Below are 23,616 nucleotides of genomic sequence, written 5' to 3'. Positions count from 1 at the left end.
GCGGCGTACCGCGGCGGGCCCCCGGGCCGGCCGACGGGCAGGCGGCCACCGCGCCGCTCCCCCGGCCGGAGGGCGTCCAGGCGACCCGGCCGATGCGCGAGCGCCAGCAGACCCCGCCGCCCGCGCGCGATCGCGCGCCCCGGCCGGGAGCGCCGCGCGGCCGGGCCGGCGACCGGCAGCACACGCCCGCACCCGGCGGGCGGCCCGGGACGGCGCGCCGGCGGCTGCTGCGGCAGCGGTTGGTGGTGTTCGTGACGGTGACGGTGGGCGTGGCGCTGGCCATCGCGGCGGCGCAGGGGTGCGAGAACCGGGACAAGCAGGGACTCCGGGCGCCCACGAGTTCCGCGTCCGCGCCGGCCTCGCCGGGTGGCACGGCTCCGGCGCCCGCGGCGGCCGCCCCGGCGGCCCCCGCGGCCGGCTCGGGGCCGGAGGCGTCGGCCGGGACGGGGATCTCGGCCGACGGAATCGCGCCGTCGACCACCCCGCTGGCGGCCGCCGCGCACGGGGCGCCGGACGGCGCGCTGCTGCCCGCCCAGGGCCTGATCCCGGGCGTCGACTGGCCGAACCGCACCTACCTCGACCCGGCGGGCGGTCCGGCGATCGTCCTGCGGGACGGCCGCTCGACGGCGGGCGCGGGGCCGCAGGTCGTGCTCAGCGCGGTCCTCCCGGCGCGGTACAAGGGCGAGCCGGCGACCGTGATCGTGCTGCGGCGCTCGGAGGGCTCGGTCCCGGTCGACCTGGTGCAGCTGTTCACCTTCAACGGCGGCAACCCGGTCGCCATGACCTCGCGCTCCTCCGCGGCCGATCCGCAGGCGACGGCGGCCTGGCGGCTGGAGAACGGCGCCCTGGTGCGGGAGGAGCGGGTCGCCCAGACCGGGGCCGCCACGTCCACCCGCTACACGCTGCGCGCGGACGGCACCCTGGAGGAGTCCTGGCCCGGCTCCCCCACCATGACTCCCCCGGTCACCACCCCACCCCCCGCCGCCGCCCCCGCCCCTCCCACCGCCCCGACCGGCTGACCCCGGGCGAACGCCCGCGGACGTCGGCCGGCCCGACTCCCCAGGCGGCCACAGCACGCGGAGCAGGAAGTCGGCGGAGTCGACTTCTCACGCAGCGGCAGGCCCCAGGCACCACAGCGAACCACCACGCCAGGGCCGCCACGGACAAAGGCGCCACCATGCGCCGGACCAGGAAGTCGGCGGGCCCGACCTCCCACGCCACAACCCCGCGCGCCCCACGCGAGAACGCCGGAGCAGAAAGTCGGCCGGCCCGGACTCCCCGCCCGGCCACGCCACCACCCAGGCGGCCACAGCACGCGGAGCAGGAAGTCGGCGGAGTCGACTTCTCACGCAGCGGCCGACCCCAGGCACCACAGCAAACCCCCACACCAGGGCCGCCACGAACGAAGGCGCCACCATGCGCCGGACCAGGAAGTCGGCGGGCCCGACCTCCCACGCCACAACACCGGACGCCCCACGCGAGAACGCCGGAGCAGAAAGTCGGCCGGCCCGGACTCCCCGCCCGGCCACACCGCCGCCCAGGCGGCCACAGCACGCGGAGCAGGAAGTCGGCGGAGTCGACTTCTCACACAGCAGCCAGCCCCAGGCACCACAGCGAACCACCACGCCAGGGCCGCCACGGACGAAGGCACCACCATGCGCCGGACCAGAAAGTCGGCGGGCCCGACCTCCCACGCCACAACCCCGGACGCCCCACGCGAGAACGCCGGAGCAGGAAGTCGGCCGGCCCGGACTCCCCGACCGGCCACAGCACGCGGGCCGGGCCGGAGCAGGAAGTCGGCTAGACCGGCGTATGTCGCGTGCCGCAGGGGGTTGCTACGGCGGGGCGGTTCCTGGGCGGGGTTGGGGTCAGGTGGTGGCGGTGACGGCGTAGAAGGCGACGGCTGCGGCGGCGCCGACGTTGAGGGAGTCGACGCCGTGGGCCATCGGGATGCGCACGGCGTGGTCGGCCGCGGACAGGGCGCGGCGGGTGAGGCCGTCGCCCTCGGCGCCGAGCATCAGGGCGGCTTTGGGGAGGCGGTGCGGGGCGAGGACCGCGAGGTCGACGGCGGTCTCGGCCGGGGTGAGGGCGAGCAGCTCGAAGCCCGCCGCGCGCACCGTGCCCAGGGCGTCCGGCCAGGGGTCCAGCCGCGCGTAGGGGACGGCGAAGACCGCGCCCATCGAGACCTTCACCGCGCGCCGGTACAGCGGGTCCGCGCAGTCGGGCGAGAGCAGGACGGCGTCCATGCCGAGGGCGGCGGCGCTGCGGAAGATCGCGCCCAGGTTGGTGTGGTCGACCAGGCCCTCCAGGACGGCGACCCGGCGGGCACCGGCCAGCAGCCCGGCGGCGTCCGGCAGCGGCTGCCGCTCCATCGAGGCGAGGGCGCCGCGGTGGACGTGGTAGCCGGTGACGGCCTCGGCCAGGGCGGGTTCGACGACGTGCACGGGGGCGTCGGACTCGGCGATGACGTCCGCCATCACGTCCAGCCACTTGGGGGTCAGCAGCATCGACCGCATCCGGTAGCCGGCCGCCAGGGCGCGGCGGACGACCTTCTCGCCCTCGGCGATGAACAGGCCCTCGGCGGGTTCGCGGCGGCGGCGGAGCTCGACGTCGGTCAGGCCGGTGTAGTCGGCGAGGCGCGGGTCGGCGGGATCGGTGATGGTGCTGGGTTCGGACACCCTGCGATCTTGCCAAGTCGGGCGGGGGAAGGCCAACCGGCCCAATGGGCCGGGCGGCCGGTCTTGGCCCGCCGCCGCGTGGAGTGCAAATATGACGTATGGCCCGTTTTCCGGGCCGATCTTGGGCTCCGTCGGACCCTGGTGCGGCCGGTTCCACCGCCGCCTCCCGATCCACCGGTACCGCCGCCGGCTCGCCCGGTGGGCGCCCCCACGGTCGGCACCAGCGATCACGAACGGCCCGGTCGGCACCGGCCAGGGTCCGGTCGGTGGCCGGACAGGTCTTCGCGCTGCAGGTCCTGGTGGTGCTGCTGCTGGTGGTGGCGGCCGTGATCGCCCTGGTGGTGCAGTCCCGCAACGACGCCCGGCAGGAGGCCACCAACCGCTCGGTGGCGGTCGCGCAGACCTACGCCAACGCGCCGGGCATCGTCGCCGCGCTGCGCTCCCCCGACCCGACCGCGCTGCTGCAGCCCTCGGCGCAGTCGGCGCGGATCAACGCGGGCGTGGACTTCATCGTCGTGCTCAACACCGACGGCATCCGCCTCACCCACCCCAATCCGGCGCGGATCGGCCAGAAGGTCATCGGCAACTACCAGCCCGCGCTGGCCGGGCAGGTGGTGACCGAGCAGGTCACGGGCACGATCGGGTCGCTGGTGCAGGCCATCGTGCCGGTGCGCGCCCCGAACGGGCAGGTGGTCGGGATGGTGTCGGCGGGCATCACGATCGCCAATGTGAGCAGTGCCAGCGAGCGGCAGCTGCCGGTGGTGCTGGGGGCGGCGGCCGCCGGGCTCGCGCTGGCGACCGGCGGGACGGCGCTGATCAGCCGGCGGCTGAAGCGGCAGACCCGGGGGCTGGGACCGGCCGAGATGACCCGCATGTACGAGCACCACGCGGCGGTGCTGCACGCGGTGCGCGAGGGCGTGCTCATCGTCGGCGACGACGGCCGGCTGCTGCTCTGCAACGACGAGGCGCGCCGGCTGCTCGACCTGCCGCCGGACGCGGAGGGCCGTCCGCTGACCGAACTGGGCCTGGATCCGGCGCCGCTGGAGCTCCTGGCGGACGGCCGGACGGTCACCGACGAGGTGGTGCTGGCCGGGGAGCGGCTGCTGGCGGTGAACGTGCGGCCCACGGACCGCGACGGCGGGCCGCCGGGCTCGGTCGCGACGCTGCGGGACTCGACCGAGCTGCTGGCGCTGTCCGGGCGGGCCGAGGTGGCGCAGCGTCGGCTGCGGCTGCTGTACGACGCCGGGGTGCAGGTCGGCAGCACGCTGGACGTGACCCGGACGGCGGAGGAGCTGGCGCAGGTGACGGTGGGCCGGTTCGCCGACATCGTCACGGTGGACCTGGCCGACCAGGTGCTGGAGGGCGACGAGCCGCCGTCCGGCGGTTCGCTGCGGATGCGGCGGACGGCGCTGGCGGCGGTCCGGGACGACGCGCCGTTCTACCCGGTGGGGACGGTCCAGGAGGTGGCGCCGTCGACGCCGCTCGCCGGGGCGCTGAGCAGCGGGCTGCCGGGGGTGGAGCCGCGGCTGGCGGACGCCGCCGGGTGGCGGGAGCAGGATCCGGAGGCCGCCGCGCGGGTGCTGGCGTACGGGGTGCACTCGCTGGTGCGGGTGCCGCTGAAGGCGCGCGGGGTGCTGCTGGGGATCGCCCGGTTCTGGCGCACGGAGGGGTCGGAGCCGTTCGAGGAGGACGACCTGGCGCTGGCGGCGGAGCTGGTCGCGCACGCGGCCGTGTGCGTCGACAACGCGCGCCGGTACACCCGGGAGCACGCGATGGCGGTGACGCTGCAGCACAGTCTGCTGCCGCGGAGCCTGCCGGAGCAGAACGCGCTGGAGGTGGCGCACCGGTACCTGCCGGCGCAGGCGGGGGTGGGCGGGGACTGGTTCGACCTGATCCCGCTGCCGGGGGCCCGGGTGGCGCTGGTGGTCGGGGACGTGGTCGGGCACGGGCTGCACGCGGCGGCGACCATGGGGCGGCTGCGGACGGCGATCCACAACTTCTCGACGCTGGACCTGCCGCCGGACGAGTTGCTGGGGCACCTGGACGAACTGGTGAACCGGATCGACCTGGAGGAGTCGGCGACCGGGGGTTCGGCGGCGGTGACGGGGGCGACCTGCTTGTACCTGATCTACGACCCGGTGGCGCGCCGGTGCACGGCGGCGAGCGCGGGGCACCCGCCGCCGGCGCTGGTGCGCCCGGACGGGTCGGTGGTCTTCCCGGAGCTGCCGACGGGGCCGCCGCTGGGGCTGGCGGTGCTGCCGTTCGAGACGGTGGAGCTGGAGGTGGCGGAGGGAAGCCGGCTGGTGCTCTACACGGACGGGCTGGTGGAGGACCGCGAGCGGGACATCGACGAGGGGCTGGAGCTGTTGCGGGCGGCGTTGACGGGGCCGCCGCGGACGCCGGAGCAGACGTGCGCGGACGTGCTGGGGGCGATGCTGCCGGAGCGGCCGCAGGACGACATCGCGCTGCTGGTGGCGCGGACCCGGGGGCTGCCGGCGGAGCAGGTGGCGGAGTGGGAGGTGCCGTCGGAGCCGGCGGCGGTCGCGGGGGTGCGGGCGGCGGTGGCGGAGCGGCTGGAGCGGTGGGGGCTGGCGGAGGCGGCGTTCGTCACCGAGCTGATCCTGAGCGAGCTGGTGACCAATGCGATCCGGTACGGCACGGGGCCGATCAAGGTGCGGCTGCTGCTCGACCGGTCGCTGATCTGCGAGGTGTCGGACGCCAGCAGTACGTCGCCCCACCTGCGGTACGCGGCCACCACGGACGAGGGCGGGCGCGGGCTGTTCCTGGTCGCCCAGTTCGCGGACCGGTGGGGGACGCGGTACACGGCCACCGGGAAGGTGATCTGGACGGAGCAGCCGCTGGAGTAGTCCGTCGGCGCGGGAGGACGCGTCGGGCACTTCGCGGAGTCGCACCCGGCGAAGTGCCCGACGCGGAGAACCGTGCGGAGACCGGCGAGGCGTCGGGCGTCAGGCGTCAGGCGTTCGGCGTCAGGCGTCAGGCGTCAGGCGTCGGGGGACGCAGCGGCGGCGAGGACGTTGACCACGTCGCCGATGACGATGACCGCCGGGGGCTTGATGCCCTCGGCCTCGACCGTGGCGGCGACGGTGGCCAGGGTGGCGTCCACCCGGCGCTGGGCGGCGGTGGTGCCCTCCTGGACGACGGCCACCGGGGTCCCGGCGGCGCGCCCCTCCGCGATCAGCCGGGCCGCGATCGCGCCGATCTTGTCCACGGCCATCAGCAGCACCAGGGTGCCCGTCATCCGGGCGAGCGCCCCCCAGTCGGTGAGCGAGCGCTCGTCGTCCGGCCCGACGTGCCCCGAGACCACGGTGAACTCGTGCGTCATCCCCCGGTGGGTGACCGGCACGCCGACCGCCGCCGGCACGCTGATCGAGCTGGAGATGCCCGGCACCACCGTGACCGGAAGCCCGGCCTCGGCGCAGGCCAGCAGCTCCTCGCCGCCGCGCCCGAACACGTACGGGTCGCCGCCCTTCAGCCGGACCACGAACTTGCCGGCCTTGGCGTGCTCGACCAGCGTCCGGTTGATCGCCTCCTGCGCCATGAAGCGCCCGTAGGGGATCTTCGACGCGTCGATCACCTCGACGTGCTCCGGCAGCTCCGCCAGCAGCTCGCGCGGCGCCAGCCGGTCGGCCACCACCACGTCCGCGTCCGCCAGCAGCCGCCGGCCGCGCACCGTGATCAGGTCCGGGTCGCCGGGGCCGCCGCCGACCAGTGCCACCCCCGCGCCGTGCGCGCGGTACTGGCGGGCGGCGAGCGAGCCGTCCCGAAGCCCCTCGACGATCGAGTCGCGCAGCGCGGCCGAGTGCCGGGGGTCCCCGGTGAGGACGGCCACGGTCGCCCCGGCGTCGCGGCCGCTGGCCGGCGTCCACGCGGTGGCGGCGGAGGCGTCGTCGCTGCGCGCGCAGAACACCCGTCCGCGCTCCGCCTCGGCGCTGACGGCGGCGTTCACCGCGGGGTCGTCGGTGGCGACCAGCGCGTACCAGGTGTCGGCGAGGTCGCCCTCCCGATAGGGCCGGCGGTGCCAGGTCAGCTCACCGGCGTCGGCCATCGCCTGGACGGCCGGGGTGGTGGCCGGGGATATCAGGTGCACCTCGGCGCCGGTGGCGAGCAGGGCGGGCAGCCGCCGCTGGGCGACGTGGCCGCCGCCGACCACCACGACGCGGCGGCCGGCGAGCAGCAGGCCGACCGGGTACGGGGTGCGGCCCTCGGTGCTGGGGTGGGGGGTGGGCGCGGTCATCGGTGGTGCTCCTGGATCGGTGAGGGTGTGGGGGTGCGACGCGGCGCCGCTCCGCGCACCGGCGCGCCCTCGGGCCGGTGCGCGGAGCGGATCGGGCGGGCGTCAGGCCTTCTCGGTGACCCCGGCGGAGTCGAAGGTGGCTACATCGTGCATCGCGCGGGCCGCACTCTGCACCAGCGGCAGGGCCAGCAGGGCACCGGTGCCCTCGCCGAGCCGCAGGTCGAGGTCGATCAGCGGACGCAGGCCCAGCTTGGTGAGCGCGGCCTGGTGGCCGGGCTCGGCCGAGCGGTGGCCGGCGATGCAGGCGGCCAGCACCTCGGGGGCGATCGCCTTGGCGACGAGCGCGGCCGAGCCGGCGATCACGCCGTCCAGGATGACCGGGGTGCGCAGGCTGGCCGCGCCGAGCAGGAAACCGGCCAGGGCCGCGTGCTCCAGGCCGCCGACGGCGGCCAGGACGCCGATCGGGTCGCCCGGGTCGGGCTGGTGCAGGGCCAGGGCGGCCCGGACGACCTCGACCTTGCGGGTGTGCGTCTCGTCGTCGATGCCGGTGCCGCGGCCGGTGACCTCGGCCGGGTCCAGGCCGGTGAACACCGAGATCAGGGCGGCGGAGGCGGTGGTGTTGGCGATGCCCATGTCACCGGTGACCAGCGCCTTGTTGCCGGCCGCGACGAGGTCGCGGGCGGTCTCGATGCCGACCTCCAGGGCCTTGAGGGCCTCCTCGCGGGTCATCGCCGGGCCCTGGGTCATGTCGTCGGTGCCGGGCTTGACCTTGCGCGGCAGCAGGCCGGTGGTGCGGCCCTGCTGGATCGCGTCCGGCAGCTCGGCGGCCACGCCGACGTCGACCACGCAGACCTCGGTGCCGATCTGCTTGGCGAAGGCGTTGACCACCGCTCCCCCGGCGAGGAAGTTGCCGACCATCTGGGCGGTCACCTCCTGCGGCCAGGGGGTGACGCCCTGGGCGTGCACGCCGTGGTCACCGGCGAAGACCGCGACGCAGGCGGGCTCCGGGATCGGCGGCGGGCACTTGCGGGACAGGCCGCTCAGCTGGGCGGAGATGATCTCCAGCATGCCGAGCGAGCCGGCCGGCTTGGTCATCCGCTTCTGGCGGTCCCAGGCCTCGCCGAGCGCCTTGGCGTCCAGCGGGCGGATGCCGCGCAGGGTCTCGGAGAGCAGGTTGTTCGGCTCCTCGCCCGGCAGGGCCCGGTTGCCGTACTGCTCCTCGTGGACGACCCAGGACAGCGGGCGCTTCTTCGCCCAGCCCTGCTGCGCGAGCTCGGGCTCGTCCGGGAAGGCGTCGACGAAGCCGACGCACAGGTAGGCGACGACCTCCAGGTGCTCGGGCAGACCGAGCTCGCGGACCAGCTCCTCCTCGTCGAAGAAGCTCACCCAGCCGACGCCGAGGCCCTCGGCGCGGGCGGCCAGCCAGAGGTTCTCGACGGCGAGGGCGGCCGAGTACGGGGCCATCTGCGGCTGGGTGTGGCGGCCCAGGGTGTGGCGGCCGCCGCGGGTGCGGTCGGCGGTGACCACGATGTTGACCGGCGTCTCAAGGATCGCCTCGATCTTCATCTCCTTGAACTGCTTGGCCCGGCCCTTGGGCAGCGAGTCCGCGTAGGCCTCGCGCTGGCGCTCGGCGAGCTCGTGCATCCTGCGGCGGGTCTTCGCGGAGCGGATGACCACGAAGTCCCAGGGCTGGGAGTAGCCGACGCTGGGGGCGGTGTGGGCGGCCTCCAGGACGCGGATCAGCACCTCGTGCGGGATCGGGTCGGGGCGGAAGCCGTTGCGGATGTCGCGGCGCTCGCGGATCACCTGGTGGACGGCCTCGCGGCCGGCGTCGTCGTAGCCGGGGGCGGCCGGGCCGCGCGGTTCGGCGGGCTCGGCGGGCTCGGCGGCGGCTTCGGCCTCCTCGGTGGCCTCGGCGACGGTCTCGGTGGCCTCGGCGGTCTCGGAGACGGTCTCGGCGGTCGCGGAGGCGTCGACGGCCTCGGGGGCGTCGGCGGTCCCGGCGGTTTCGCCGACCTCGGCGGACTCCGTGGCCTCGGGGGCCCCGGTCTCCCGGGCTGCCTCGGCGGTCTCGGCCGGAGCGACGGCCTCGGCCTCGGGCTCGGCCTCGGGGGCAGGCTGCTCGGCAACAGGCTCCGCAACGGGCTCCGCGGTGGGCTCGGCGACGGCCGGGGCCTCGGCGGGGGCCGGGGCCTCGGCGGGGGCCGGGGCCTCGGCGGGGGCGGCGTCCACGGGAGCGGCCGCTCCGGCGACAGGGACGGCGACGGGCTGGCCCGAGGGCATCTCGCCCGTGCCGACGGCGGTCTCGGCCGCGGCCTCGGGCACGGCCTCGGCGGCGGGGGCCTCGACGACGGGCTGCTGCTCGGCGGCGTGGGCCTCGGCGGGTGCCTCGGCGGCGGCCTGCTCCACCACGGGCTGCTCCACCGCAGGCTGCTCGACGACCGGCTGCTCGGCAACCGGCTGCTCGGCCGCGGCCTGCTCGACGACGGCCTGCTCGGCGGCCGGGGCCTCGGGGGCGGGCTGCTCGGCCGGGGCGGGCACGGCGGGCTGGGCCGCGGCCTCGGCCGGAGCGGCCTCGGCGGCGGGCGCGGCGGTCGCATCGGGCGCGACCTCGGCGGGCGCGACCTCGGCGGGCGCGGCGGTCCCGTCGACGGCGGGCGCTATGGGGGCGGACTGCTCCGCCTCCGTCTCGACGGCGGCCGGGGCCTGGGCGGCCGGGGTGCCGGCCTCGACCGGCGGCAGACCGTGCGGGGTCGGCGCGGCCAGGAAGGCGGAGATGCGGCGCGGCTGGCCGGCCGGAGCGGCGGGCTGCGCGTCGGCGGCCGGGGTCTCCCCCTGCACCGGCTCGGCGGCGGCCGGGGCCTCGGCGGTCTCGGGCGTGGCGGCGGCCGGGGCGAGCGGCTGCGCGGGGGCCGGGACCTCCACCGGCGCGGGCGCGGCGGCGGCCTCGGGGGTCTCGGCGGGCGTGGCCGGCACGGCGGGCGCGGCGGCCTCCGCGGGCGCCGGGACCTCCACCGGAGCGGCGGCCTGCTGGACGGCCGGCGCGGGCTGGACCACGGGCGCGGCGGGCGCGGCCGCCGGGGCGGCCTGCGGCTCCGGCTGGACGGCGGCCGGCACGATCGGGATGCCGTGGGCGGGCGTGCTGCCGGTGGAGGGGCCGCGGTCGGCGAGGGAGCGCACCGGGACCTGGCCGGTCATCAGGGACGGGTCCGGGATCGGCGGGCCGGCGTGCAGCGGGCGGCGCGGCGGCTGAGCGGCCGTCATCGCCTCGGGGCCCTGCCCCTGGACGGGGACGGTCTGGGCGCCGGGCGCGGGCTGGGCGTGCAGCGGCGCCTGGGGGGCCGGGGCCTGCGCGGCGCCGTGGGCGGCGCCGAGCACGGGCGGGTCCAGCGGCGGCCAGGACGGCTCGACGGGCGTGCCGGGGGGGGTCTGCTGGTCGGGGGCCGGTTCGCCCCAGGAGCCCTGCGGGCCGGGCATCAGCAGGACGTCGTCCTCGTCGTCGAGGCCGTCCGGCTGGTCGACGAAGTGGAAGGCGGGCCGCTGGGCGCCCGGGTCGACGTTCCAGCCGTCGCCGGGGGTGCCGGGGACGCCGGCGGGGGCGTAGCCGGGCGCGCCGAGCGGGGTGCCCTGGGCGGGGACGCCGTGCGGCGGGAGCGTGCCGGGCAGGCCGGTGCCGTCCGTCGCGACGCCCGGTCCGGGTGCGACGGCCGCGGCGCCCTCGGGGCCGCCGAGCGGGTCGGGCCCGGCGAGCAGGTGCTCCGGCAGTCCCTCGTTCGGGACGTGGCCGCCATCGGTCATGTCAAAGCTCCTTCCAGGCCGCTGCCGCGCCCTCGGCGACGCGATCACCGACCGCAGCGCCCATCCGCACGGGCCGGGCCTGCACCGGCCCGCCCCTCAACCACACACGGCCGCCGCGCCGAGGCGCTGCGGCCGAAGTCCTTCCGGCGCGCTGCGGCACCCCGGCCCGTGCGCCACGCGTGAGCGGTGGCGCGTCATCTGAAACAACGACAAGCCGGGGCAACCGGCACGACCGCACCGGACCCTACGGCATTCTCCAGGTCCGGCGGGCGGCCCGTCGAATTGCCCACACTTCGAGCCGTACCGGTCCGTACCGCGTCAGAAAGGCGCCGGACCGACCGGATCGGGCGGGTCGGCGGAGGCCGCAGCCGTCCCGGACGCCACACTACCGGCCCGGCGGGGCCGCCTCTCGAATCGGTGTCCGGATGCGACCTGGATCACCGTCCGGGGCGGCCGGGCGGTGCCGCCGCCGGGGTGCGGCGGGCGGAATCGGCACCGGGCCTTCACGCTTTCTGCTCACCCCAGAGCAGGAAGGTGCCGGGGTCGCCGACGCCGAGGCGCAGTCCGTGGCCACCGTCGCCGCCGGGGGTGGTGGCGGGTGCGAGCAGCGGCGCGGACTGGAGCAGTGCGCCGTCGGCGCGGTAGCCGGCGTCGGCGATGGTGCGGCGGACCTCCTCCGCCTCGGCGAGGGTGCGGGCGACGGCGACGATCCGTTCGGGGCGGCGGGAGAGGACGGCGCGCACGACGTCGGGGCCGCCGGTCTCGACGACGACGGCGTCGGGTTCGGGGAGTTCGCCGAGGACGTCGGGGCCGTGGCCGTGGACGGTCTCGACCTCGACGCCGTAGCGGCGGGCGTTGACGGCGAGGCGGGCGCAGGCGGCGCGGTCGGCCTCGACGGCGACGACGGCGGCGCCGAAGCGGGCGGCCTCGACGGCGAGTGCGCCGCTGCCGGCGCCGACGGACCAGACGAGGTCGCCGGGGCGTGCGCCGAGGCGGGCGAGCACGAGCGCGCGGACGTGCGCCGGGAGCGTGTCGGGCGCGCCGGGCGTGCGCTCGGTGCCGGTGTAGGTGTCGGTGGGCAGGGCCCAGCCGCGGTCGGGGCCGGGGTAGCCGACGGGGCGTCCGGCGAGCCAGCCGGCCGCTTCGCCGGCGCCGCCGCCCTGCGGTCCGCCGCCGGGGCCGCCGGCGCTGCTGCCGCCGATGACCAGGACGACGCTGGGGTCACGCCAGATGTGGTCGGCGACGCGGTCGGAGGTGAGGACGGTGACGTCCTCGTCGGGGGTGCCGAGGGCCTCGCAGACGACGAAGGTCCGGTGGACGCCGCGGAGCATCAGGGCGAGTTCGCTCGGTCCGGCGCCGGGGGCGGTGAGGACGGCGACCTTGGGGTGGGCGCGGCAGACGTTGGCCGCGCGGCGCAGCCGGCCGCCGTGGGCGCTGACGACCTGGGCGTCCTCCCAGGGCATGCCGGCGCGGGCGAAGGCGGCGGCGACGGAGGAGACGGCGGGCAGGACTTCGAGTTCGAGGCCGTGTTCGGGGCGGCGCAGGGTGCGGACGACGCCGAAGAAGCCGGGGTCGCCCTCGGCGATGACGACGGCGGCGCCGCGGTGTTCGGCGATCCGGCGGGCGGCGAGCTGGATGCTGCCGAGGGCGATGCGTTCGGCGGCGGCCGGCACCGGGAGGGCCTTGAGCTGGTAGGGGGCGCCGGCCACCAGGGTGGCTGCGGCGAGGGCCGCGGCGGCGGCCTCGGTCAGCGGCGTGCCGTCCCACCCGATGACCGTGATCCGGTCAGCCATCTGCGGCTGTCTCCCTCGCCGTCCGTGCACCGTCAGGCGCCGCACACCGGCGCCGGTCAGAGGCTACCGGGTGTGATCCCCCCGGCGCGGACATCTCGCACACCTGTGCCCGGCGAGGCGCGCGACACGCGGCGCGGCCGGGGCGCGGGAGCCGGGGATCGGGGGGTCGGCGGCCGGGGGTCGGCGGCCGGGGCGCGGCGGGTTCAGTCGCGCAGGACGTAGCGGTCGCCGCCGGCCCAGGCGGGGGCGGGTGCCTCGGGGGCTTCGAGGTCCTCGGGCAGCAGGCTCCACAGGATGAGGTCGCTGCGGCTCTCGGCCCCGGACGCCTCCGCCTCGTCGGCGGCGCCGGACTCGCCGCGCACTATCCAGGCGCTGCGCAGCACGCCCTCGCTGATGCCGCCGATCTTCTGGGCGACCTGCTGGGCGGCGGTGTTGCCGGCGGCGGTGCGCAGTTCCAGGCGCTGGAAGCCGCGGTCCTCGAAGAGCCACTGGGCGACGCCGAGGACGGCTTCGGGGGCGTAGCCCTCGCCGCGGGCCCAGGCGGCGGTGACGAAGGAGATCTCGGTGGAGCGCAGCCGCCAGTCGGTGTGGCGCAGTTCGACGAGGCCGACGAGGCGCTGGGTGAGGTGTTCGGTGACGGCGAGGACGATGCCGTGGCCGGCGGCGCGGTGGGCGGGGGCGAGGGTGCGGACCAGGTCGAGGGCGTGGGCCTCGGTGAAGGGGTGGGGCCGGTCGGTCCAGGCCAGGACGAGTTCGTCGGCCATCATGGCGGCCAGGCCGGGGGCGTCGTCCTCCGCAAGCGGGCGCAGCAGCAGCCGTTCGGTGCTGATGGCGGTCTCGGGGAAGCTCGCTGCCATGCCGTCTCTCCTCGCCGGGTCGTGGACACACCGTACGCCTCGCCGGTGCCGGGTGGTCACGCGGTGCAGGGACCGGACGACGGTACGTCAGATGTGGGCCTGTCGGACCGTCACTGGTGCATACTGCCCGACCGGGCCCCCGCCTGGTTGCGGCGGGGGCCCGGTGGTGTCCGGCGGGACGGGTCGGTGGTGCGCTCGGCGTGGATCAGAACGCCGGGATGACGGCGCCCTGGAAGGTGTCGTCGATGTACTTCTTGACCTCGGGCGAGTGGAGCAGCTCGGCGAGCTTCTTGACCCGCGGGTCGTTCTCCTTGCCCTGCTTGACGGCGAGGATGTTGGCGTAGGGGTTGCCCTCGGCCTTCTCCAGGATCAGCGAGTCGCTGGTGGGCTTGAGGCCGGCGTCGAGGGCGTAGTTGCCGTTGATGACGGCGGCGTCGAGGTCGTCGATGGAGCGGGGCAGCTGGGCGGCCTCCAGCTCCTTCCACTTGAGGTTCTTCGGGTTGCCGGTGACGTCGGCGGGGGTGGCGGCGGTGCCGACGCCGGCCTTGAGGGTGATGAGGTTGTTGTCGGCGAGGAGCTTGAGCGCGCGGCCCTCGTTGGTGGCGTCGTTGGGCAGGCCGACGGTGGCGCCGTCCTTGATGTCGCCGACGGCCTTGGCCTTCTTGGAGTAGAGGCCGAGGGGCTCCAGGTGGACCGTCTCGACGGAGACGATCTGGGTGCCGTGCTTCTTGTTGAAGTCCTCCAGGTACGGCACGTGCTGGAAGTAGTTGGCGTCGGCCGAGCCGTCCTGCACCGCCGTGTTGGGGGTCACGTAGTCGGTGACCTCCTTGATGGTGAGCTTGAGGCCGGCCTTGTCCGCGAGGTTGTCCTTGACGTACTTGAGGATCTGCCCGTGGGGGGTGGGGCTGGCGACGACGGTGAGCGGCGCGTTCGGGTCCGAGGAGGACTTCGAGTCGCCGTTGCTGCCGCAGGCGGCGAGGGAGAGGGCGATGCCGGCGGTGGCGAGGACGCTGGTGAACTTCAGGGCGTTGCGCACGAAAAGTGCCTTTCTGCGTGATGCGGGGAGCCGGGTCCGGGGTTCGGACGCCGGGTGGTCTAGGGGGCGACGAGGTCGTCGCCGGGGCCGGCCGGGGCGGCGGGGACGCGGCCGCGCGGGCGGAGCAGGCGGGTCCGTCCGCCGGTGCGGCCGCGGTGGGCGAGGGAACGGACGGCCCAGTCGCCGAGCAGCTGCACGACGGTGACGATGATCACCAGTTCGGCGACGATGATCCACATGAAGGCGGTCTCGAAGCGGAAGTAGCCGTAGTTGATGGCGAGGGTGCCGAGGCCGCCGCCGCCGACCGCGCCGGCCATGGCGGAGTAGCTGATCAGGGTGATGATCGTGGTGGTGACGGAGGCCACCAGGCCGGGCAGGGCTTCGGGGATCAGCGTCTTGCGCACGATGGTCCAGGCGGAGCCGCCCATCGCCTGGACGGCCTCGACCAGGCCGCGGTCGACCTCGCGCACGGAGGTCTCGACGAGGCGGGCGAAGAACGGGATCGCGCCGATGGTGAGCGGCACGGTCGCGGCCTGCCAGCCGATGGAGGTGCCGACCAGCCAGCGGGTGAAGGAGATCAGGGCGATCATCAGGATGATGAACGGCACCGAGCGGGCGATGTTGACGACGGCGCCGAGCACCTTGTTGACGGGCAGGTTCTGCAGCAGGCCGCCCTTGTCGGTGACGACCAGCAGCACGCCGAGCGGCAGTCCGAGCAGGACGGTGCCGACGGTGGCGGCGCCGACCATCTGGAGGGTCTCCCAGGTGGCGGGCCACATCAGTTCCTGCATCTGGTCCCAGGTCATGCGTCCGCTCCCTTCGTCGTCGCGGTGAGGGTGGTGTCGAGGACGTCGACCTGAAGGCCCTGCTCGCGCAGGAAGCCGATGGGCACCACGTTGTCCTGGTGGCTGCCGGGCAGTTCGACCCGCATCCGGCCGACCATGCGCCCGGCGATGGTCTCGACGGCGGCGCCGAGGATGTTGATGTCGATCTGGTAGGTGCGGGCGAGCTGGGAGACGAAGGGCTGGGCGGGGGTGTCGCCCTGGAAGGTGATCTCCAGCACGGTGGCGCCGGGGTGGCCGGTGCCGAACTCGCCGAGCGGGAAGAGCTCGCGGGCGAGCTCGGAGTCGGGGACGGCGAGCAGGTCGGTGAGGGCGCCGGACTCGACGACCCGTCCGCCGCGCATCAGGGCGGCGGAGTCGCAGACGGACTTGATGACGTCCATCTCGTGGGTGATCAGCAGCACGGTGAGGCCGAGCTGCTGGTTGAGCTCGCGCAGCAGCTTGAGGATGGAGCGGGTGGTCTCGGGGTCGAGCGCGGAGGTGGCCTCGTCGGAGAGCAGCACCTTGGGGTCGCCGGCGAGGGCGCGGGCGATGCCGACGCGCTGCTTCTGGCCGCCGGAGAGCTGGCCGGGGTAGCTGCGGGCCTTGTCGGCGAGGCCGACGAGGTCGAGCAGTTCGGCGGCCTTGCGGCGGCGTTCGGTGCGGTCCAGGCCGATGATCTCCAGCGGGAGTTCGACGTTCTGCTGGACGGTCCGGGAGGCGAGCAGGTTGAAGTGCTGGAAGACCATGCCGATCCGGCGGCGGGCCTCGCGCAGCTCCCGGCCGGCCCGGTTCTCGCCGCCGGACAGGGCGGTGAGTTCGACGCCGTCCACGGTGACGGTGCCGGAGCTGGGGCGCTCCAGCATGTTGACGCAGCGGATGAGGGTGGACTTGCCGGCGCCGCTGGTGCCGACGACTCCGTAGACCTCGCCGGGGCGGACGTGGAGGTCGACGCCCGCGAGGGCGGTCACCTCGCGGCCGCGGGAGCGGTAGACCTTGGTGAGGTCCGTGGTGGTGATCACAGCTGCTTCCGTGGGTCGGGGCGGGCGGCGTGCGGCCGCCGTACCGGGGGTGCGGTGGGCGGCGCGCGACGGCGCCACGTGCCGTGGGGATGCGAACCCGCCGTCCCTTGATCGTCGCCGCCGGGCGGCCGGGCCGCGCGACGGCGTGGCCCTTACGAGTCACCGGCCGTCCGCGGGCGGGCGGGCGGGCGGGCGGGCGGGAGGAGGGGGGACGGCAGGACGGGCGCGCTCGCACGGGGACGGCAGCGGCGCCGGGGTCTCGCTTCGGGGCGCGAGGGAGGGGCACTCTCAGCGGGTGCCGGGGGCGATGGCCCTCAGCGGTGACACATTCGACGGCACATGGCACGCTCACCTGCCGGCAGTGTGCCGGTGGGGGTCCATTTCGTCGTCGCAGTCATGTGAGCCAGTAAAACAGATGGGCCGGGGTACGCCCAATTGTCCGCACGGGCTGTCCGCAATGCGGACACCTGGGGCGGTGAGCTGGGGTGACGCGACTCGGCGCCGCCACCGGGGGTCCGGATGGTGGCGGCGCCGGCGGGAACCGGGACGGCCGGGGCGTTCAGGCGGTGGCGGCGAGCGGGGCGGCGGCGGGCTTCTCCAGGTGGACCAGGGTGACCCGGCCGCTGACCTGTTCGACGGTGGTCCGCCGGTAGCCCTGGCGGGCGTAGAGACGCAGGTTGCCGAGGCTGCGGTCGCCGGTGAAGAGCTGGTAGGAGGTCACCGCGCCGTCCTGGGCGAGGCGCTGTTCGAGGGCTTCCAGCAGGCGGCCGCCGAGGCCGTGGCGCTGCATACGCGGGTGGACGACCAGGCGCCCTATCCGCCCGACGCCGTCGGGGCCGCGCACGCCGCGCACGGTGCCGACGATCTCCTCGCCGAGGCGGGCGACCAGGATGTGCTGCTCGGTCAGTTCGGTGCGCAGGCTCTCCAGGGTCTGGGTCAGCGGCTCGATGGCCCAGTCCCCGTAGAGTTCGGCCTCGCTCTGGTAGCCGAGGTACTGGAGCTTGAGGATCTGCTCCGCGTCGTTCGTGTCGGCGGTCGAAATGATGACGCTCATGCCCATGTGCGGGGGCCTCCCCATCCTTGTGCCGGCGCGTGAACGTGAGGGTGTCGCACCGGGTCCCTGCCGGAGGTGTTGTCCCGGCCGGGGATCCGCCCAGACCGGGGTGGCGCACGAACGTACCAGCCCGCACGGCCCTGTGGGGCCGTGTCGGCGGCGGCACGCTCACGGTCAGTATCGGGGCGGGCGCGTCACCGTCAAGAGCGGCGTTCGCCAGCGCCTTACCCGCGCGTCAGCTGCCCTCAACCTCGTGGCCGCCGGACGTGGCGAGGGTCACGCCCGGCGGCGCGGCGGGCGTGGCGGACGTCACGTCCGGTCGGGTGAGCGGCGGCGGCCGGGCGGGGCGGGCCACGGCGGCCCGGGTCAGGCGTGGCGCTCGGCGTGCAGCAGGGCGCGCAGGCAGGCGAGGCAGCGGGCGCGGGTGGGGCCGATGGAGCCGCGGGGCATGCCGAGGCGGCGGGAGAGTTCGCGGTAGGTCGGCGGCGGGTCCTCGGTGAGGGCGGCGACCAGTTGCGGGCAGCGGCCGGGCAGGGCGGCGACGGCCTCGTGGACGAGGCGGCGGCGCAGCCCGGCGAGGACCTCGTCCTCGGCGGACGGGTGGGACGGGGGGTCGGTGCGCATACCGTGCTTGACCCGGCGGGGGCCGGGCCGGTTACGGCCGTGCGGTGGCGTGCGCGCGGGAGGGGCGCGGCGGTCGGTCCGCCACGCCCCTCCCCCGGGTGCTCGGGGCCGCGCTCAGCCGGTGACCCACGTCTGCTGGGCGGCCAGGTCGGCCTTGACCTCGGCGAGCTGGACGGCGACGGCGTCGGGGGCGGTGCCGCCGCGGCCGTTGCGGGAGGCGATCGCGCCGTGGACGCTGAGCACGGTGCGGACCTCGGGGGTGAGGTGCTCGGAGATGGCGGCGAACTGCTCGTCCGTCAGGTCGGCGAGTTCGATGCCGTGGGCCTCGCACTCCTTGACGCAGGCGCCGGCGACCTCGTGGGCGACCCGGAACGGCACGCCCTGCTTGACGAGCCATTCGGCGATGTCGGTGGCGAGGGAGAAGCCGGCCGGGGCGAGCTCTTCGAGGCGCTCGCGGTGGACGGTGAGGGTGGCCATCATGCCGGTGAAGGCGGGCAGCAGGACTTCGAGGGTGTCGCAGGAGTCGAAGACCGGCTCCTTGTCCTCCTGGAGGTCGCGGTTGTAGGCGAGCGGGAGGGCCTTGAGGGTGGCGAGCAGGCCGGTGAGGTTGCCGATGAGCCGGCCGGACTTGCCGCGGGCGAGCTCGGCGATGTCGGGGTTCTTCTTCTGCGGCATGATCGACGAGCCGGTGGAGAAGGCGTCGTGGAGCGTGATGAAGCCGAACTCCTTGGTGTTCCAGATGATCACCTCCTCCGCGATCCGGGAGAGGTTGATCCCGATCATCGCGGTGACGAAGGCGAATTCGGCGACGAAGTCGCGCGAGGCGGTGCCGTCGATGGAGTTGCCGACGGAGCCGCCCTCGAAGCCGAGGTCGGCGGCCACGGCCTGCGGGTCGAGGCCGAGCGAGGAGCCGGCCAGCGCCCCGGAGCCGTAGGGGGAGACGGCGGTGCGGGCGTCCCACTGGCGCAGCCGCTCGGCGTCGCGGCCGAGGGCCTGCACGTGCGCGAGGACGTGGTGGGCGAAGAGGACCGGCTGGGCGTGCTGGAGGTGGGTGCGGCCCGGCATGGCGGTGTCCGGGTGGGCCTCGGCGAGGCCGACCAGGGCGTGCTGGAGGTCGAGCAGCAGGGCGCCGATGGTCTTCGCGTGGTCCCGCAGGTACATCCGGAAGAGGGTGGCGATCTGGTCGTTGCGCGAGCGGCCGGCCCGCAGCTTGCCGCCGAGGTCGGGGCCGAGGCGCTCCAGCAGGCCCCGCTCCAGGGCGGTGTGGACGTCCTCGTCGGCGATGGTGCCGGTGAAGGTGCCGGCCTCGACGTCGGCGAGCAGCCGGTCGAGTCCGTCGTGCATCGCGGCGAGTTCGCCGTCGTCGAGCAGGCCGGCCCCGTGCAGTACGCGGGCGTGGGCCTTGGAGCCGGCGATGTCGTAGGGGGCGAGGCGCCAGTCGAAGTGCACCGAGGCGGAGAGCCTGGCCAGGGCCTCGGACGGGCCGTCGGCGAAGCGGGCGCCCCAGAGGCGGACGTCGCCACCGGAGGCGGTCTGGTCGGCGGACATCGCTGGCTCCTTACTGACGTGCGGGAAGTGCGGGTGGGGGGCGGCCCCGGCCGGGTGCGGCCGGGGCCGGGTGCGGGCTCAGCCCAGGTCGCGGCGGGCGGCGATCTTCGAGGAGAGGCCGAAGATCTCGATGAAGCCCTTGGACATCGACTGGTCGAAGGTGTCGCCGGTGTCGTAGGTGGCGAGGTTGAAGTCGTAGAGCGACTGCTCGGACTTGCGGCCGTTGACGACGGCCCGGCCGCCGTGCAGGACCATCCGGATGTCGCCGGAGACGTGCTGGTTGGCCTCGTCGACGAAGCCGTCGAGGGCGCGCTTGAGCGGGGAGAACCACAGGCCGTCGTAGACCAGTTCGGCCCAGCGCTGCTCGACCTGCCGCTTGTAGCGGGCGAGTTCGCGCTCGACGGTGACGTTCTCCAGCGCCTGGTGGGCGGTGATCAGGGCGATCGCGCCGGGGGCCTCGTAGATCTCCCGGGACTTGATGCCGACCAGCCGGTCCTCGACCATGTCGAGGCGGCCCACGCCCTGGGCGCCGGCCCGCTTGTTGAGCTCCTCGATGGCCTGCAGGACGGTGACCTTGCGGCCGTCGATCGCGACCGGGACGCCGGCCTCGAAGGTGATGACCACCTCGTCGGCCTCGCGCGGGGTGGCCGGGTTCTGGGTGTACTCGTAGACGTCCTCGATCGGGGCGTTCCAGATGTCCTCCAGGAAGCCGGTCTCGACGGCCCGCCCGAAGACGTTCTGGTCGATCGAGTACGGGGACTTCTTGGTGGTGGCGATCGGCAGGCCCTTGGCCTCGGCGAAGGCGATGGCCTTGTCCCGGGTCATCGCGTAGTCGCGGACCGGGGCGATGCACTTGAGGCCCGGGGCGAGGGAGTTGATGCCGACCTCGAAGCGGACCTGGTCGTTGCCCTTGCCGGTGCAGCCGTGGGCGACGGTGGTGGCGCCGTGCTTCTGCGCGGCGGCGACCAGGTGCTTGACGATGACCGGCCGGGACAGGGCGGACACCAGCGGGTACTCGCCCTGGTAGAGGGCGTTGGCCTTGAGGGCCGGCAGGCAGTACTCGTCGGCGAACTCCTCGCGGGCGTCGGCGACCTCGGCCTCGACGGCACCGCAGTCCAGCGCGCGCTGGCGGATGACGTCCAGGTCCTCGCCGCCCTGGCCGACGTCGACGGCGACGGCGATGACCTCCGCGCCCGTCTCCTCGGCGATCCAGCCGATGCAGACGGACGTGTCCAGACCGCCCGAGTAGGCGAGTACGACGCGCTCGGTCACGGCTTTCTCCTTCACAACTGTGCGAACAGGCTTACGGCGATAGGCATAAGTATGCACTACTCCGTATGAAACTCAAAACCCCGTGGCCGAGGAGTTCCGGATACGCCGGTGGGCCCGGCCGGAGCCGGGCCCACACGGGACGTACGGCGGTTACTGCGCCTTCGCCTGGGCGAGCTGCATCAGGTGGTCGGCCAGTGCCTGGCCGCCGGCCGCGTCCCGGCTGATCAGCAGCACGGTGTCGTCGCCGGCGATGGTGCCGATGATCTCGAACACCTCCGCCTGGTCGATCGCCGAGGCCAGGAACTGCGCCGCGCCCGGCGGGGTGCGCAGCACGACCAGGTTGCCGGAGGCGGTGGCGGAGACCATGAGCTCGCCGGCCAGCCGGGCCATCCGGCCCTCGGTGGCGGACTCCCCCATCGGCGCGCGCGGGGTGCGGTCGCCGCCCTCGGCCGGGACGGCGTAGATGAGCGCGCCGTCCCGGTTGCGGATCTTCACCGCGCCCAGCTCGTCCAGGTCCCGGGAGAGGGTGGCCTGGGTGACCACGAGTCCGTCGTCGGCGAGCAGCTTGGCGAGCTGGCTCTGCGAGCGCACGGGCTGGCGGGTGAGCAGGTCCACGATCCGCCGGTGGCGCGCGGTGCGGGTCTGCGGCACCTGCGGCGACGGGCCGGCGGCGGGCTGCCCGGAGTTGGGTACGGTCATGTGATTATTCTCCCGGACTACGCGCGGTTCGCATCGTCCGGGGCGCCCTCGCGGACGGCCCGCAGCACGGCCGGCAGGGCCGCCAGGAAGGCGTCCGCCTCCTGCTCGGTGAGCACCAGCGGCGGGGCCAGGCGCACCGCGTCCGCCACCGCGGCGTTCACCAGGAACCCGGCCTCCTGCAGGCCCGCCTGCACCTTCGCCGCCACCGGCTCGGTGAGCACGATGCCCAGCAGCATCCCGGCCCCGCGCACGTGCGAGACCAGCGGGTCCGCCAGCGCCTCGACGCCGGTGCGCAGCCGCTCGCCGATCTTGCGGGCGTGCTCCAGCAGGCCCTGGGACTCGATGGTGTCGAGCACCGCGAGACCGGCCGCCGCGGCCACCGGGTTGCCGCCGAAGGTGGTGCCGTGCTGGCCCGGGGTCAGCAGGTCGGCCGCCTCGCCGAAGGCCAGCACCGCGCCCATCGGCAGGCCGCCGCCGAGCGCCTTGGCGAGCGTGACGACGTCCGGCTCGATGCCCTCGGAGGCCTGGTGGGCGAACCAGTGGCCGGTGCGGCCGATGCCGGTCTGGATCTCGTCCAGCACCAGCAGGGTGCCGGTGGCGCGGGTGATCTCGCGGGCGGCGGCCAGGTAGCCCTCGGGCAGCGGGATCGCGCCGTTCTCGCCCTGGATCGGCTCCAGGAACACCGCGGCGGTCGCCGTGGTGACGGCCGCGCGCAGCGCCTCGACGTCGCCGAACGGGACGTGCGTGACGTCGCCGGGCAGCGGGCGGAACGGGTCCTGCTTGGCGGGCTGGCCGGTGAGCGCGAGGGCGCCCATGGTGCGGCCGTGGAAGCCGCCCTCCAGGGCGACCACGTGGGTGCGGCCGGTGCGGCGGCCGATCTTGAAGGCGGCCTCGTTGGCCTCGGCGCCCGAGTTGCAGAAGAACACCCGCCCGGGGCGGCCGTCCAGGCGCAGCAAGCGCTCGGCGAGGGCGACGGTGGGCTCGGCGATGAACAGGTTGGAGACGTGGCCGAGGGTGGCGATCTGCCGGCTCACGGCCTCGACGACGGCCGGGTGGGCGGTGCCGAGGGCGTTGACGGCGATGCCGCCGAGCAGGTCGGTGTACTCCTTGCCGTCGGCGTCCCAGAGCTTGCTGCCCTCGCCGCGGACCAGCGGGATCCGGGGGGTGCCGTAGTTGTCGGTGAAGGAGTGCTGCCAGCGCTCGGTGAGCTGGGCGTTGGAAGTCATGCGAGTCCCCCGGTCACGGTCGGTTCGTCGTCGGGCACGACCATCGTGCCGATGCCCTCGTCGGTGAAGATCTCCAGCAGCAGGCTGTGCGGCACCCGGCCGTCCAGCACGCGGGCGGTGCCGACGCCGGAGCGCACCGCGCGCAGGCAGCCCTCCATCTTGGGCAGCATGCCGCTGGCCAGGGTGGGCAGCAGCTCGTCCAGCTCGGAGGCGTTGAGCTGGCTGATCACGTCGTCGGAGTTCGGCCAGTCCTTGTAGAGGCCCTCCACGTCGGTCAGCACGACGAGCATCTCGGCGCCGAGCGCGACCGCGAGGGCGGCGGCGGCGGTGTCGGCGTTGATGTTGTAGACGTGGCCGTCGGCGCCGCGGGCGATCGAGGAGATCACCGGGATGCGGCCGTCGGCGATCAGCCCCTTCACCGCGCCGGCCTCGATGTTGACGATGTCGCCCACCAGGCCGATGTCGACCTGCTCGCCGTCGACCACCGCGTAGCGCTTGACGGCGGTCATGGTGTGGGCGTCCTCGCCGGTCAGGCCGACCGCGAAGGGGCCGTGCTCGTTGAGCAGGCCGACGAGTTCGCGCTGCACCTGGCCGGCGAGCACCATCCGGACCACGTCCATGGTCTCGGGGGTGGTGACCCGCAGGCCGTTGGTGAACGAGGACTCCAGGCCGAGCCGGTCGAGCTGGGCGCTGATCTGCGGGCCGCCGCCGTGCACCACGACGGGGTGCAGACCGGCGAAGCGCAGGAAGACGACGTCCTTGGCGAAGGCGGCCTTGAGCTCCTCGTCGACCATGGCGTTGCCGCCGAACTTGATCACCACGGTCTTGCCGTGGAAGCGCTCCAGCCACGGCAGGGCCTCGATGAGCGTCATGGCCTTGGGCAACGCGGTGTTGTTGCGGGCCTGTTCGCCCTTGGGTGCGATCTGCACAGTT

At 75.1% G+C, this 23,616-nt stretch carries 16 protein-coding genes and 1 pseudogene; 2 read left to right on the top strand and 15 right to left on the bottom strand.

Annotation, left to right across the window (positions count from 1 at the left end):
- Positions 1–1,019 (top strand): annotated as a pseudogene (locus tag ACFVVL_RS28300) (hypothetical protein); the annotation flags it as partial.
- 849 nt (positions 1,020–1,868) lie between these two features.
- Here the strand turns inward: ACFVVL_RS28300 and ACFVVL_RS28295 are convergent.
- Positions 1,869–2,678, bottom strand: a complete 810-nt coding sequence (locus ACFVVL_RS28295) for a TrmH family RNA methyltransferase (RefSeq protein WP_387680099.1) — start codon at positions 2,676–2,678, stop codon at positions 1,869–1,871.
- Between the two features lie 98 nt (positions 2,679–2,776).
- On the opposite strand from ACFVVL_RS28295, the gene ACFVVL_RS28290 reads away from it, so the two are divergent.
- The gene (locus ACFVVL_RS28290) at positions 2,777–5,545 is read left to right on the top strand and encodes a SpoIIE family protein phosphatase (protein ID WP_387680096.1); all 2,769 of its coding nucleotides are present in this window, start codon (positions 2,777–2,779) and stop codon (positions 5,543–5,545) included.
- Between the two features lie 134 nt (positions 5,546–5,679).
- Here ACFVVL_RS28290 and cobA read toward each other — a convergent pair whose 3' ends face one another.
- The 14 genes from cobA to argB all read right to left on the bottom strand — a co-directional run bounded on the left by cobA (position 5,680) and on the right by argB (position 23,555).
- Positions 5,680–6,933, bottom strand: a complete 1,254-nt coding sequence (cobA, locus tag ACFVVL_RS28285) for a uroporphyrinogen-III C-methyltransferase (RefSeq protein ID WP_380293281.1) — start codon at positions 6,931–6,933, stop codon at positions 5,680–5,682.
- A 102-nt stretch (positions 6,934–7,035) separates the two neighbouring features.
- Positions 7,036–10,731 carry a nicotinate-nucleotide--dimethylbenzimidazole phosphoribosyltransferase gene (cobT, locus tag ACFVVL_RS28280; protein ID WP_387680093.1) on the bottom strand — a complete coding sequence of 1,232 codons (3,696 nt, stop codon included), beginning with the start codon at positions 10,729–10,731 and terminating at the stop codon, positions 7,036–7,038.
- A 503-nt stretch (positions 10,732–11,234) separates the two neighbouring features.
- Positions 11,235–12,524, bottom strand: coding sequence for a precorrin-6y C5,15-methyltransferase (decarboxylating) subunit CbiE (gene cbiE, locus ACFVVL_RS28275; protein WP_380293277.1), 1,290 nt, complete (start codon positions 12,522–12,524; stop codon positions 11,235–11,237).
- Positions 12,525–12,727: 203 nt separating this feature from the next.
- Positions 12,728–13,381 (bottom strand): GNAT family N-acetyltransferase, encoded by a 654-nt coding sequence (locus ACFVVL_RS28270; protein ID WP_380293275.1) that lies wholly within the window; start codon positions 13,379–13,381, stop codon positions 12,728–12,730.
- A gap of 205 nt (positions 13,382–13,586) precedes the next feature.
- The gene (locus tag ACFVVL_RS28265; RefSeq protein WP_380293273.1) at positions 13,587–14,417 is read right to left on the bottom strand and encodes a MetQ/NlpA family ABC transporter substrate-binding protein; all 831 of its coding nucleotides are present in this window, start codon (positions 14,415–14,417) and stop codon (positions 13,587–13,589) included.
- 59 nt (positions 14,418–14,476) lie between these two features.
- The gene (locus ACFVVL_RS28260) at positions 14,477–15,223 is read right to left on the bottom strand and encodes a methionine ABC transporter permease (protein WP_387680089.1); all 747 of its coding nucleotides are present in this window, start codon (positions 15,221–15,223) and stop codon (positions 14,477–14,479) included.
- Positions 15,220–16,260, bottom strand: a complete 1,041-nt coding sequence (locus ACFVVL_RS28255) for a methionine ABC transporter ATP-binding protein (RefSeq protein WP_387680086.1) — start codon at positions 16,258–16,260, stop codon at positions 15,220–15,222. The genes ACFVVL_RS28260 and ACFVVL_RS28255 overlap by 4 nt, the downstream gene beginning before the upstream one ends.
- Positions 16,261–16,819: 559 nt before the next feature.
- Positions 16,820–17,320 (bottom strand): GNAT family N-acetyltransferase, encoded by a 501-nt coding sequence (locus ACFVVL_RS28250; protein WP_387680083.1) that lies wholly within the window; start codon positions 17,318–17,320, stop codon positions 16,820–16,822.
- 360 nt (positions 17,321–17,680) lie between these two features.
- The gene (locus tag ACFVVL_RS28245) at positions 17,681–17,938 is read right to left on the bottom strand and encodes a hypothetical protein (RefSeq protein WP_380293265.1); all 258 of its coding nucleotides are present in this window, start codon (positions 17,936–17,938) and stop codon (positions 17,681–17,683) included.
- 114 nt (positions 17,939–18,052) lie between these two features.
- Positions 18,053–19,486, bottom strand: a complete 1,434-nt coding sequence (gene argH / locus ACFVVL_RS28240) for an argininosuccinate lyase (protein ID WP_380293263.1) — start codon at positions 19,484–19,486, stop codon at positions 18,053–18,055.
- 78 nt (positions 19,487–19,564) lie between these two features.
- The gene (locus ACFVVL_RS28235) at positions 19,565–20,758 is read right to left on the bottom strand and encodes an argininosuccinate synthase (RefSeq protein ID WP_380293261.1); all 1,194 of its coding nucleotides are present in this window, start codon (positions 20,756–20,758) and stop codon (positions 19,565–19,567) included.
- Between the two features lie 150 nt (positions 20,759–20,908).
- Positions 20,909–21,457, bottom strand: coding sequence for an arginine repressor (locus ACFVVL_RS28230; protein WP_380293259.1), 549 nt, complete (start codon positions 21,455–21,457; stop codon positions 20,909–20,911).
- 17 nt (positions 21,458–21,474) lie between these two features.
- The gene (locus ACFVVL_RS28225) at positions 21,475–22,683 is read right to left on the bottom strand and encodes an acetylornithine transaminase (RefSeq protein ID WP_380293257.1); all 1,209 of its coding nucleotides are present in this window, start codon (positions 22,681–22,683) and stop codon (positions 21,475–21,477) included.
- Positions 22,680–23,555 (bottom strand): acetylglutamate kinase, encoded by an 876-nt coding sequence (gene argB, locus ACFVVL_RS28220; RefSeq protein WP_380293287.1) that lies wholly within the window; start codon positions 23,553–23,555, stop codon positions 22,680–22,682. The genes ACFVVL_RS28225 and argB overlap by 4 nt, the downstream gene beginning before the upstream one ends.
- Positions 23,556–23,616: the final 61 nt, after the last annotated feature.

Origin of the sequence: Kitasatospora sp. NPDC058115 (assembly GCF_042884635.1) — a bacterium.
Taxonomy (GTDB): domain Bacteria; phylum Actinomycetota; class Actinomycetes; order Streptomycetales; family Streptomycetaceae; genus Kitasatospora.
Note: the sequence above shows the minus strand (reverse complement) of the source record. Positions and strands in the feature narration are given on the sequence as shown.